The following is a 12,834-nucleotide window of genomic DNA, read 5'->3' as shown; positions in this document are numbered from 1 at the left end:
GTACAACCCGGGCCGGCGGCACTCGGCCTTGGGCTACCTCTCCCCGATTGCTTACGAGATGAAGATGATATCCGAGAGCTGAGACCCAACCCCGTCACTGTCCACGAAAACGGGGCAACTCCAGGGTGAGACAGCGCCCATGTCCGAGATTCTGCACGGCTCCTTGGTGCGCGATCTGGTGCGCAAGCCGGGGCCATCAGCGTCCATGTCATCGCCGGGCGAGTAGCCGGGAGCCCGGCACTCGGCCGCCGCGAACCGGCGATGCGGCGCCGGAGCGGTGGTCGGCAGCGATCCTGTCCCACGCCGTCGCGATCGAGGCCGCGCTCGGGCTTCGGACCGCTCGCACGGTCACTCATCGGGATCGAGAGCGTCGATCTCGTTTCCCTCTCGACGGTGGTGAGGACCGCCGTACGCTTGGGACTGGGGCCCTTCCCTCGCTGCCGTTCTGGCCCCCTCGCTGTGCCAGAAGCTCGAGCCGGCTCCGGCGCGCCCCGTTTCTCCTGACCGGGACGGACGTTGGTTATCGCTTGCGTGCACCGGTTGGACAACACAGACATGAAAGTCGCGGATGGCCGTGCTCACGGCGACGGCAACCACCGTCTCTTGCCCGAACCTGCCATGTGCGAGCTCGGACGACGCATTCTCGCCGGTTCGGTCGCCGGCGAAATGCGTGACCTCCAGAGCGCGGATTGCCCGAGTTGAAGAAGCGGTTGCAGAAAGCGAGTCTTCACCGAAGCCGGGGCACTCGAGCTCGCCTGCCGATCGCGATGCTGTCGGTTCTGGCGACCTCTTGGCTCACGGACACGTCGGTCTCGGCAGAGCACTCAAGGCCGAAGGTCGCTTCCATCAATCTGTGCACCGATCAGCTTGTCGTCGCGCTGGCCGACGCATCGCAGATCGTCGGCCTCAGCCGCCTTGCGGGGGACCCCAGGCAGTCGCCCGTCGCGGGCAGGATCCAGGGCTTGCGGCTGCTGGAGGGGACGGCGGAAGAGATCCTGTCCATCCGGCCGGATCTCGTTCTGGCCGGTCGCTACACGAAGCGGAGCACGCGGGACCTGCTGCGGAAGAATGGCTTGGAGGTGAGGGAGTTCGATGCCCCACGCTCGATCGAGGATGCCAAACGTCAGATCGAGGAGGTCGGACGCCTGCTGGGCCACGAGGACCGCGCCAGGCGCCTCCTCGCCGAGATCGACCAGGCGGTCTCCCGCGCCCGGCTCGCCCTGCCCCGGGCCAGCCTCAAGGTGCTCAACATCCAGCGGCGCGGCTGGGTGTCGGGCGCAAGCACGCTCCTGTCGTCCATGCTCGACACCGTCGGGCTGCAAAACGAAGGTGGCGCGTTCAGCTCGCGCCTGGGACGGTTCGCGACGCTCGAGGAGATCGTCACATCCCGGGCCGAGGTGCTGATCCTGCCGGACAGCGAGGCCGGCCCTGAAGACCAGGGAACCGCCTTGCTGGAGCATCCGGCACTTGCCGCCCGCTTCCCACCCGGGCGCCGCATCCAGATCCCGGACCGGTATCTCTTCTGCGGCGGGGCTTCCATCATCCAGGCCCTGGACGTGCTGGTCGAGAAGGTGCGCTCGCTCCGCCGGCCGTGATGTCGGCGAGGATCGAGGCTGCCCGGTTCGAGCGCGGCCGCCACAACCCACGCCGCATCGCCTCCTCGAAACGATCGGCGATCTCCCGCAGCGCGGCAGGGTTCGCGTCCGCCAGGAACGCCGCTACTCGTTCGTCCTCGAGATAGGCTGAGAAGAGCTGGTCGAAATGGTGGTCCTTCACGGCGTCCGTCGAGGCCGCGAAGCCGAACAGGTAATCGACGGTCGCGGCGATCTCGAAGGCGCCCTTGTAGCCGTGGCGCATGATTCCCGCGATCCATTTCGGGTTCGCTGCGCGCCCGCGGACGACCCGTGCGATCTCCTCGCCGAGCGGGCGCGGCAACGGCGCCTCCGGTCGGGAGGTGTCGATGTGGAAGATCCTCGGCGAGCTCCCCTGGATCGTCTCGACCGCCGCCGAGAGCCCGCCCATGAACTGGTAGTAGTCGTCGGCGTCCAGGATATCGTGCTCGCGGTTGTCCTGCGCCTGCACGACCGCATCCGTGCGGGCGAGATGGGCCGTGAGCAGATCTGCAGCCTCCTCGCCCTCCCGTCCGCCGCCATAGGCGAAGCCGCCCCAGGCGAGATAAGCCTCGGCGATGTCCTTGCGCGTCTCCCAGCCGCCCTCGTCGATCAGCGCCTGCAGCCCGGCCCCATAGGCGCCCGGCTTCGAGCCGAAGACGCGCGTTGAGGCGCCGCGGAGCGCGGCCTCGGGAGCAAGGCCGGTTTCGCGGAGCCGCGCCGTCTCGCTCCGAACATGCGCGGCGATCGGGTTGTCCTCATCCGCTTCATCCAACGCCGCGATCGCGCGGACCGCGGAATCGAACAGGTCGATCTGGAGCGGGAAGGCGTCGCGGAACAGGCCGGAGACCCGGAGGGTCACGTCGACGCGCGGGCGCTTCAGCTCGCCGCCATCCATCACCTGGAAGCCGGTGACCCGCCCGGAGCCCGGTTCCCAGACCGGCCGCGCGCCGATCAGCGCGAGCGCCTGCGCGACGTCGTCGCCGCCCGTCCGCATATTGGCCGTGCCCCAGACCGAGAGCGCGACCGAGCGCGGCCACTCCCCCTCCTCTTGCCAGTACCGCTCGACCAGGCGCTCTGCCGCGTCCCGGCCCGTGCGCCAGGCCGCCTCGCTCGGCACCGCCCGCAGGTCGACCGCAAAGAAGTTGCGGCCCGTCGGCAGCACGTCGGGCCGGCCGCGCGAGGGCGCGCCGGCCGGTCCCGGCGGGACGAACCGTCCGTCCAGCGCCGTCAGGACCGCGCGGATCTCGGCCTCGCCGCTCCGCTCGATCCGGGCCCGAAGATCTTCGTCGATCCAGCGCAGGACCGGGGCCGTGCGATGCCAGCCGGGCTCCGGACGCACCCGGCCGCACACCAGGCGTAAAGCCAGCTCTTCGATGCGCTCGACGGTGTCGCCGGCATTGCGCCAGGGTCGATCGGACAGGTCGGCCAATGCGCTCGGCCGAGGACCGTCGTAGGGAGAGCCAAGATCGCGGGCGAGCGGGTCGAAACGGCCGAGACCGAGATCGGCGGCGATCGCCCGGTGAAGAGACGCATCCTCGAGGCGCAACTCGGACCGGGGCAGCCGCGCGATGGCCACGAGAAGCGGATCGCGGAGAGCCGGCTCGGGCGACCGGCCGAGGACGTGGAGCCCGTCCCGGATCTGCATCTCTTTGAGATCGCAGAGATGCGCGTCGAGGCGGCGAAGCGCCTCGGCTTCGCCGAGGCCGGGCTCCAACCCGAGATCGGCGTCCAGCCTGAGAGCACCGGCGCTCGCCGCGATGTCGCGCGCCAGCCGGTCGGCCCGACGCGGATCGAGATCGGAGGCGAGCGCGTATTCGTCGACGAGCCGTTCGAGCTCAGCGAGCTCGCCGTGCAGCTCTGCCCGCGCGAGCGGCGGCGTCAGGTGGTCGACGATCACCGCGGCCGTGCGGCGCTTCGCCTGCATGCCCTCACCGGGATCGTTGACGATGAAAGGATAGATGTTCGGCACCGGCCCGAGCACGGCCTGCGGCAGGCACTCGGCGGAGAGGCCGGCCGACTTGCCGGGCAGCCATTCGAGGTTGCCGTGCTTGCCGACATGGAGCACGGCATGGGCGCCGAAACTCCTCCGGAGCCAGAGATAGAACGCCAGGTAGTGGTGCGGCGGCACGAGGTCCGGCGCATGATACGTCTCCTTGGGATCGATGTTGTAGCCGCGCGCCGGCTGGATCCCGACGACGATGTGTCCGAAGCGGTGCAGGCCGAGGCGGAACTCGCCCCTCTCAACATGGGGATCGGCATCCGGCGGGCCCCAGCGGGCCTCGATGGCGGACCGGACCCCGGCCGAAATTTCGCCGTAGACGCGCAGGTACTCGGCGACGGGCCATCGCGTCCCGCCCGAGCGCTGCGGGCGGGCTGCGATGTCGTTGGTCGGACCCGCGGTCAGGAGGTCCATGAGTTCGGCCGAGCTGTCCGGCGCGCCGGGGAGGCTGTAGCCCGTCTCGCGGAGGACCCGGAGCAGGGCGATGCAGCTCTCCGGCGTGTCGAGGCCGACGCCGTTGGCGAGGCGGCCGTCCCGGTTCGGGTAATTCGCGACGACCAACGCGACGCGGCGCTCCGGCGCGGGCGTCCGGCGCAGGCGGATCCAGGCGTGAGCGAGATCGGCCGCCGCCTCGATGCGGTCCGCGATCGGCCGGCTCACGGGCGTCGCGAATGGCGGCGCGCCCGGGTCGCGCTCCTTGAAGGCGACCGCGCCCGCGAAGATGCGGCCGTCCACCTCCGGCAGGACGACATGCATGGCGAGGTCGCGCGGGGAGAGGCCGCGCGAGGAGGCGCGCCATTCTGCCTCGCTCGACCCGGCCAGGGCGACCTGAAGGACCGGGCAGCCCGCCCGCTCGACCGCTCCGCCCGCGGTGGCGTCCGGCGTGCCGACCGCGAAGGCGGTGGCGTTGACGATCACATCCGGCGGCCCGGCGGCGAAAGCGGAGGCGAGCACCGCATCGGAGGCGGGATCCTTCAAGCTCGTGACGAAGATCGGCTGGGCCGACACGCCGCGGGCCTGGAGCGCCGTCGCGAGCGCCTCGACCGGCTCCGTCATGCCGCCCTGGAGGAGCGCCCGGTAGAACAGGATCGCCGCGCGGGGTCCCTCGTCCGTGGGCTTGGCGGAGGGCCAGAAGCCGGCACTCGGGACCGGACGCGCCGGCTCGGGCGCGGGTCCGCGGCCGAGCGCATGGTCGATCCAGTGCAGCGCCTCACGGATATTGTCCCGCCCGCCCTCCGCAAAGTAGCGCCACAGCGCCTGCGAATCCTGTTCGGGCAGGGTGCCGCGGCGGGAGAAGTCCGCGTCCCAGCGGGCATCGCCGGGGAGGCACGCGAAGGGAATCCGGCGGCGGAGCGCCTCGCGCCGAAGCGACTCGATCCCGTGCGGCCAGTAGCTCTCGCCGCCGAGAAGGCGGAGCAGGACGAAACGCGCCCGGGCAAGCGTCCGCTCGACGTAAAGGTCGACGGACATCGGATGGCCGAGATGCAGGAAGTTGGTCAGCGCCACCGTTGGCGCGTCGGGCGGCCGCTCGGCCACGACTCGCTGCAGCGTCGCAAGCTCCGTATCCGCGGCCGACAGGATGACGATGTCCGCCGGCGGCTGCTCCAGGTCGCGCGCAGTGCCCCCGTCGTCGATCTCCTGTCGCAGTGCGACCTGCAGGTGCACGGGACGGGCTTAGCCGGCCAGCGCGGCTTCGACGGCCCGACGGTCTATGCCCTTGAGGCCGATCACGACGAGGCCGGCGGCCCGGCTTGCGCCGGGCCGGGCGAAGACCGTCTCGACGCGCCCGCCGACGCCCTGGACGACGAGCGGCGCCGCCTTGCCGGCGACCGCCGCATAGCCCTTTACGCGCAACACGCCCGGCAGGGCGAGCGTGCGCAGGACCGAGTTCCGGACAGCATCGGCGCTATCCATCGCGGGCGGCCGGACGACGAAGCTGTCGAAATCGTCGTGGTCGTGCTCCTCCTCGTCGCCGTGGTGGCCGGCGCGGGCCGAGAGGTCGTCCTCGGCTGCGGCTGCGAGTCCGATCAGCACCTCCGGCGCGAGATCGGCCGAGCGCGAGCGGACGATGCGGACGCCGTCGCGGAGCTCGCTCCTGAGCCGCCGCTCGATCTCGTCCAGGCGGTCCGGCGGGAGGAGGTCCGCCTTGGACAGGACGACGAGGTCGGCGCAGGCGAGCTGGTCGTCGAAGACCTCCTCGACCGGGTCGTCGTGCTCGCGCGCCGGATCGGGCGTCGGATCGTGCTCGGGGATGCGGCCCTCGTCCAGGGCGGTCGCGTCCACCACAGTGACGACGCCGTCCACGGTGGCGCGGGTCCGCACCCCCGGCCATTCGAAAGCCTTCAGCAGCGGCTGCGGCAGCGCCAGCCCCGATGTCTCGATGACGATCGCGTCCAGCGGCCGGTCGCGGCCGAGCAGCTTGTCCATGGTCGGGATGAAGTCGTCCGCCACCGTGCAGCAGATGCAGCCATTCGTCAGCTCGACGATGTCGCCGGGCGCGCATGCGCCGGCGGCGCAATCCTCGACGAGCGAGCCGTCGAAGCCGATATCGCCGAACTCGTTGACGATGACGGCGATGCGGCGCCCCTTCGCGTTCTCGAGGAGCGATCGGATCAGCGTCGTCTTGCCCGCGCCGAGAAAGCCGGTCAGCACGGTGACGGGGACACGTTGGGCGTTCATGGAAAATCCTCTGCGGACGGAGCGCGGCCGGTCAGCGCGGGTGGCGACCGTCCTCGGTGGTCCATGTCATCGGCGGGATACGGGCGACGATGCCGCGCCTCAGCGGCCCGGGGCGCTCGCGCCAGAGCAGGTATCCGTGCTCCTGCGCAGCATAGCTCTCCGCGCATTCGAGAACCGCGTCGGCATGGATGGCCGGGTCGAGATCTCCGAACACATAGGTGTAGCCGTCCGGACGGGAGAGCGCGATCGTGCAGGGGCGCTTGCACACGCTCAGGCACTGGACGGGCCGGATGAGGACGTCGCGCGCTTCGCCCCTCGCCTGGGCCATCCGGAGCGCCGCGAGCAGCGCGTCGCCGGGCGAGCCGTCGCCGCCATCGGGGGGACGGCAGGACACGCAGACGCTGATCACCACGGGTGCGCGGCCCTCGGCGTTCCCGGAAGGGTCGCCGCCGCTCACCGGGACGTGATCCTTGCCGGAGCGAAGGCAGGGAGAGAGAGCGCGCGAAGGCGCCCGGCATTTCGGCACATGACGGTCTCCATCCGGCCCACCGCCGGATCACGTCGTTGCGCCTTCGGCCGGTCTCCTGGCTCGCGAATCCGCGCCGGCTCCGTCTTCCCAGCCTTCGGCCAGTGACGTCGTGGACCCGGCTCTCCGCCTACAGTTGCGGGGGCAGCCGCGGCATGAGGCAAGGATCATGCGATCCCGTCCGCACCGCGTTCCCGTTTCACCCCGGTTGGACCGGGGCACCGAAAGCGATGGTGTTGAACCATGATCCGCTGAGGCCCGCAAGCGCCTGGCCGGCGTTGCCAATCTGCCACGGTGCCGTTCCGAGAGCGGCCTACAGCATCAAAGACTTTGACCGCCGCGACCGAAGCCACGATGGTCGCGCTCGACGGCTCCCTTCGGGGATCAAAAGGGAACGCGGTGAGGGCTCGCCCGATGCCGCGGCTGCCCCCGCAACTGTAAGCGGCGAGTCGCTCGTCACGACGCCACTGGGCCGATGCCCGGGAAGGCGACGAGCGGCACGGACCCGCGAGCCAGGAGACCTGCCGTCAGCCGTGTGGTCACGCGCGAACACGTCGGGCGGGGTGTCCCGATGGTGGCGGGCCGGAGGCGCAACAGCGTCTTCCGGAGGCCTCGTTCGCGGTGACGTGCCACTCTTTCCGAGGCCGTCCCGTGCTTGTCTCGACCATCTCGCGCTCCAGCGCGCCAAGTCCGCTTCCGCTTCCCTCCTCGACCAGGCTGCTCCTCTCCGGCAAATCCCCGAGCAACTGGCCCCTTGGGCGGCCGCCATCCCGAGCCATGCCGGCCAAAACAGCCCGCCCGAAGGTTGACGTCAGATCGGATGTTTGTAATGTTATTACATTACATACTTTGAGACGCATGTCGGTGTCGGAACGAGGTTGGGAGCTTGCGCGATCCAGGCAGAGGCATCTGCCCGGCAGCGATCCGGACGTGCGCAGCGCGCTGCGGGCGCTCCTTCACAGCGGATCCTTGATCGGGCTCGCGATGGGGCTGGCCTACGGGGCGGACTGCCTCGCCACCGCCGCGCACGCGCAGTCCCGCTCCCCGAGCGCCGGACAGGGGATCTCGTCGTCCGCGGAAACTCTTCCCGCCATCACATCCACGAGCGATGCCGATGGCACGGCAGCGCCAGTCGGCCTGAACCTCTCGACGCCGAACCGCAGCGGCAGCAGGCTCGACCTGACGCCGTTCGAGACGCCGGCCTCGATCGAGATCATCCCCGGCCAGAAGATCCGCGACCGCGGGCAGAACACGGTCAACGAAGCCGTGACGCAGAACGCGACCGGCATCACGACGCTCGGGACGCCCGGCAACGGCTTCTCGTCCTTCACCTCGCGCGGCTTCGCGGGCGTGAACTCGGTGATGAACCTCTACGACGGCACCCGTCTGTACGTGGCGTCCGGCACCATCACATTCCCGTTCGACACCTGGAACGTCGACCGGATCGAGGTGCTGCGCGGGCCCGCCTCGCTCCTCTATGGCGAGGGGGCGATCGGGGGCGTCGTCAACGTGGTGCCGAAGAAGCCGACCTTCGTCCGGCTCAACGAGGCGCGCGTCGCGATCGATACGAACCTGACCCGCCGGGCCGCGATCGACAGCGGCGGAGCGATCTCGGACAACGTGGCCTATCGCCTCAACGTCAGCGCCAACCAGAGCGACGGCTGGCTCAGGCAGAACGGGGACTTCTCCAACGCCGCGATCTCGGCGGCGCTCCTCTGGAAGGTCACCCCGGAACTCGCCGTCACGCTTCAGCACGATTACGGCTTCCAGGCGCCGCTCGCCTATTTCGGCACGCCCTTGATCAACGGCACCGTGCCGCGCTCGCTCCGCTTCCAGAACTACAACGTGCGGGACGACCGCAACCTGTTCACCGACAACTGGACCCAGCTCAAGGTCGAGTGGAACCCCAACGAGAACGTCACGCTGCGCAACACGGCGTATTATCTCAGCTCGGAGCGCCGCTACCGGAACGTCGAGAGCTATGCCTTCGTGCCGGCGACCGGCCTCGTGCGGCGGAGCGACTACATCCAGATCCTCCATGACCAGGACCAGGTCGGCAACCGATTCGACGCCACCTTCCGGCACGGTTTCTGGGGCATGAAGAACACCTTCGTGGCGGGCTTCGACGCCAACCACATCGACTTCAAGCACACCAACAACTCGCCCTATGCAGGCATGTCGAACGTGAGCCTGTTCAACTTCGATCCCGGCCTGTTCCTGAACACCTCGCCGACCCGCCCCGGCTTCCGGTCGAGCACCGACCAGGTCTCCGCCTTTGCCGAAGACAGGCTGGAGATCACCGATCAGCTCGCCCTGATCGCGGGCGTCCGCTACGAGGTCCCGCGGGTGCAGCGGGAGGATCTCGTCAACCCGGCGAACAGCTTCAATCGCAGCCTCTCGGCCCTGAGCTACCGGTTCGGCGCGGTCTACAACCCGCTGCCCGAGACCGCGCTCTACGTGTCCTATTCGACCGCGGTCGACCCGGTGACCAGCCTGATCACGCTCAACGTCACGCAGCAGGCGTTCCGTCTCTCGTCGGGGCGTCAGATCGAAGGCGGGCTCAAGCAGACCCTCTGGGGCGGCCGGGCGGAGTTCACGCTCGCGGGCTACCATATCGAGAAGGACGACCTCCTCACCGTCGACCCGCTCCGGCCGGGCGTGACGATCCAGGTCGGCAGCCAGTCTTCCACCGGGTTCGAGGCGTCGGGATCGGTGGAGATCCTGGAAGGGCTGCGGCTCGAGGGGAACCTTGCGCTGCTCCAGGCGCAGTACGACCGCTTCGACCAGGCCGTCGCCGGCCGGGTCGTCTCCTACCGCGGCAACCAGCCGACCAACGTGCCGGAACAGATCGCCAATGCCTGGATCTCCTGGGCCTTCCTGCCGCGCTGGGAGGCGCGTGTGGGCGTCCAGCATGTCGGTCCGACCTTCGCGGATTTCGCCAACACCGTGAAGCGGCCGAGCTACACGATCCTGAACGCGAGCCTCGATCACCGGATCACGGACAATTCGAAGCTCAGCATCCGGGGCTACAATCTGACGGACGAGATCTATCCGATCACCGGCTCGGCCAATACGTGGTTCCTGGGTCCGCCCCGGACGGTCGAGGCGGCCTACACGATAACGTTCTGACACCATGCTCGTGGGCCATCCGATCCCGAACGCGCCCGCGGGCCCCTGCAATTTGCCGGCGGTCGTCGTCGAGCGCCTGACCTGTCGCCTCGGCGACCGCGAGGCGCTGAGCGGGATCGACCTCGTGGTCGATGCCGGATCGTTCGTCGCCGTGCTCGGTCCCAACGGGAGCGGGAAGACTACGCTCCTGCGCTGCATGGCGGGGCTGCAAGCGCCGTCGGCTGGGCACGTGCGGATCGATGGAGACGACGTGAGCCGGCTCGCCCCCGCGGTCCTGGCCCGGCGGCTCGCCCTCCAGGCCCAGGACACGGATGCCGCGCTGGGCTTCACGGTGCGCGAGGTCGTCGGAATGGGGCGGCTCGCGCATCGCGCCGGCTTCTTCGCCGGCGAGACCGCGCGCGATGCCGCCACGATCGACCGCTGCCTGTCGGCCCTCGATCTGACCGGCTTCGCGAAGCGTCCGGTCGAGACGCTGTCCGGCGGGGAGCGCCAGCGGGTCATGATCGCGAGGGCGCTCGCCCAGGAGCCCTCGATCCTGCTCCTCGACGAGCCGACGAACCACCTCGACATCAGACACCAGTTCTCGGTCCTGCGCCTGGTCCGGAGCCTCGGCCTGACGGTGATCGCTACGCTGCACGATGTCGAGCTGGCCGGCCGAGTGGCGGATCGCGTCGTTCTCCTGCGCGAGGGCCGGGTCATCGCAGACGGTGTCCCGCCAGCGGCGCTTTCGCCGGCGGTGATCCGGGAGGTCTACGGCGTGTCGGCCGTCGTCGATCGGCAGCCTGGCACGGGTCAGATCCGGATCGACCTTCAGCCGCTCGACGGAGCACTCACGTGAAAAGGTACGGGCTAGCCCTGCTCTGTGTCCTGTCCTTCGAGGTCGGCGCGGCGGCGGCACAGACCTATCCGGTCGAGGTGCAGAACTGCTTCGAAACGGAGCGCTTCGACGGCCCGCCGCGGCGGGCGCTCGTGAACGACACCAACATGGTGCAGACGATCCTCGATCTCGGCCTCGCCGACCGCTTCGTCGGCGTCTCCGGCATCGCGGGAGTGGAACGGCACCTGGTCGCTCCGCCCGGCGTCGTCGCCGGCCTTCGGCAATTCATCGACCGCTATCCGACCCTGGAGGCCGTGCTCGGCCAGAACCCCGACTTCATGTTCGCCGGCTGGAACTACGGCTTCACGGCCGCCCGGGGGCTCACCCCGGCCGCGCTGCGGGAATTCGGGGTGAAGACCTACACGCTGCGCGAGAGCTGCATCCGCATCGGCAAGCGCGAGCCGATCAGCATGGAGACGCTCTACGCCGATCTCGATGCTCTGGGCGCAATCTTCGGAATCCGGGACCATACCGCCGCCGCGATCTCGGCCTTGCGGGCGCGCGTCGCCGCGGTCGAGCGGAAGGTGCGCGACGTGAGCGAGCGCCCGCGCGTGATGTATTGCGACGATTGCTTCACGACGAATCCTCCGGTCTCGGTCGGGCGCGAGGGCATGACCTCGCTTCTGATGCGGCTGGCCGGCGGGGAGAACATCTTCGACGACGTCCCGAACAGCTATATCCGGGTCAATTGGGAGGAGGTGGCGAAGCGCGATCCGCAGTGGATCGTCATCAGCGACCACCACATTCCTCTCGAGAAGACGATCGCGCATCTGACGAGCGATCCGCAGCTGTCGCATGTCGAGGCGGTGCGGGAGCGCCGCTTCATCCCGCTCACCTATGCGGAGCAGACGCCCTCGACCCGCAGCGTCGACGGGCTGGAGAAGATCGCCCGCGCCATTCACCCGGAGCGGTTCAGACCGTGACGCGGGCCCGCGGCCGCTTCGGCGCAAACGGCTCCGGGATGAGCGCGCTTCGGCGGCAGCCGATGCTCGTCCTCTGCTGCCTCGGGCTCGGCGCGGCGCTCTGCCTCTCCGCCCTCGCGGCGATCGGCCTCGGCGCCGTGTCGATCCCATTCGGGACGACCTGGAGCGTTGTCGGCGCGGAACTCGGCATGGCTCCGCCGGCGGCGGAGCCGGCCTGGACGCGCGCGGAGCGCAACATCGTCTGGGAACTGCGCCTTCCCCGGGCGCTGCTCGGCGCGGCGGCCGGCGCGGGGCTCGCGGCCGTCGGCGGCGTGCTGCAGGTCCTCACCCGCAATCCCCTCGCCGACCCCTATCTGTTCGGAGTGTCGGCCGGAGCCGCCTTCGGGGCCGTGCTCGTGATCCTCTACGCGGGCACCTTCGCCGGCCCCTGGACGCTGCCGGGCGCCGCATTTCTGGGCGCGCTCGGCGCCATGGCGCTCGTGTTCGGCGCCGCGCGCGGTCGCGACGGTCCGCCGACGAGCGAGCGGCTCATCCTGACCGGCGTCGCGATCGGCTTCATACTCCATGCGGCGACGAACTTCCTCATCTTCGGGGCCATCGATCGCGGCGCCGCGGAGGCGGCGCTCTTCTGGATGATGGGCGGACTCTCGGCTGCCCGCTGGGCGACGGTGCCGGTGCCGCTGGCGATCACCGTGGCCGGCGTCGTGTGGATGTGCCTGCGGGCGCCCTCGGTGAACGCCCTCGCCTTCGGCGACGACACCGCCCGCAGCCTCGGCGTCGATCCGGCTAGGCTCCGGGCCGAGATGTTCGTCGTCTCCTCGCTGGTGACCGGCGCCATCGTCTCGGCCAGCGGCGGGATCGGGTTCGTCGGACTCGTCATGCCGCACATCGTCCGAATGGTCGTGGGCGGCGACCTGCGCCGGCTCCTGCCGCTCGCCTCCCTGCTCGGGGCGATCTTCCTGCTTTGGGTCGACGTCCTTGCGCGATCGCTGTTCGCGCCGCGCGAAATCCCGCTCGGCGTCATGACGGCTTCAGTCGGCGGCGCCTTCTTCCTGTGGCTCATGCGCCGGCGTGCCGGCCGGTGAGGC

At 69.8% G+C, this 12,834-nt stretch carries 8 protein-coding genes and 2 riboswitches; of the genes, 5 read left to right on the top strand and 3 right to left on the bottom strand.

Annotated features, from left to right (window positions below):
* Positions 1–767 precede the first annotated feature (767 nt).
* Entirely contained in the window at positions 768–1,595 is an 828-nt protein-coding gene (locus HJG44_RS05205; RefSeq protein WP_171217214.1) for an ABC transporter substrate-binding protein, read from the top strand.
* Here HJG44_RS05205 and cobN read toward each other — a convergent pair.
* Genes cobN through HJG44_RS05190 form a run of 3 tightly spaced genes read right to left on the bottom strand, consistent with a single transcriptional unit; the run spans position 1,540 to position 6,748 of the window.
* Entirely contained in the window at positions 1,540–5,277 is a 3,738-nt protein-coding gene (gene cobN / locus HJG44_RS05200; RefSeq protein ID WP_171217213.1) for a cobaltochelatase subunit CobN, read from the bottom strand. The two genes, HJG44_RS05205 and cobN, sit on opposite strands and share 56 nt — an antisense overlap.
* Positions 5,278–5,286: 9 nt before the next feature.
* A complete protein-coding gene (gene cobW / locus HJG44_RS05195) occupies positions 5,287–6,291 on the bottom strand; it encodes a cobalamin biosynthesis protein CobW (protein WP_171217212.1) in 1,005 nt (334 codons plus the stop codon).
* A 31-nt stretch (positions 6,292–6,322) separates the two neighbouring features.
* Positions 6,323–6,748, bottom strand: coding sequence for a DUF1636 family protein (locus HJG44_RS05190; RefSeq protein ID WP_171217211.1), 426 nt, complete (start codon positions 6,746–6,748; stop codon positions 6,323–6,325).
* A gap of 100 nt (positions 6,749–6,848) precedes the next feature.
* A riboswitch (cobalamin riboswitch) is annotated at positions 6,849–7,058 on the bottom strand.
* Positions 7,059–7,168: 110 nt separating this feature from the next.
* A riboswitch (cobalamin riboswitch) is annotated at positions 7,169–7,360 on the top strand.
* Between the two features lie 387 nt (positions 7,361–7,747).
* Here HJG44_RS05190 and HJG44_RS05185 point away from each other — a divergent pair.
* From HJG44_RS05185 to HJG44_RS05170, 4 genes are read left to right on the top strand one after another with little or no spacing between them, the layout of a single operon-like run.
* Positions 7,748–9,946, top strand: coding sequence for a TonB-dependent receptor (locus HJG44_RS05185; RefSeq protein ID WP_346767091.1), 2,199 nt, complete (start codon positions 7,748–7,750; stop codon positions 9,944–9,946).
* Between the two features lie 10 nt (positions 9,947–9,956).
* Complete coding sequence (locus HJG44_RS05180) at positions 9,957–10,784, top strand: ABC transporter ATP-binding protein (RefSeq protein WP_210260906.1); 828 nt, start codon at positions 9,957–9,959, stop codon at positions 10,782–10,784.
* On the top strand, positions 10,781–11,746 hold the full coding sequence (locus HJG44_RS05175) for an ABC transporter substrate-binding protein (protein ID WP_171217209.1): 966 nt from the start codon (positions 10,781–10,783) through the stop codon (positions 11,744–11,746). The genes HJG44_RS05180 and HJG44_RS05175 overlap by 4 nt, the downstream gene beginning before the upstream one ends.
* Positions 11,743–12,831 carry a FecCD family ABC transporter permease gene (locus tag HJG44_RS05170; RefSeq protein WP_210260905.1) on the top strand — a complete coding sequence of 363 codons (1,089 nt, stop codon included), beginning with the start codon at positions 11,743–11,745 and terminating at the stop codon, positions 12,829–12,831. The genes HJG44_RS05175 and HJG44_RS05170 overlap by 4 nt, the downstream gene beginning before the upstream one ends.
* Positions 12,832–12,834: the final 3 nt, after the last annotated feature.

It is taken from the genome of Enterovirga aerilata (assembly GCF_013044135.1).
Lineage (GTDB): Bacteria > Pseudomonadota > Alphaproteobacteria > Rhizobiales > Beijerinckiaceae > Enterovirga > Enterovirga aerilata.
This window is presented reverse-complemented; position numbering and strand designations above follow the sequence as displayed.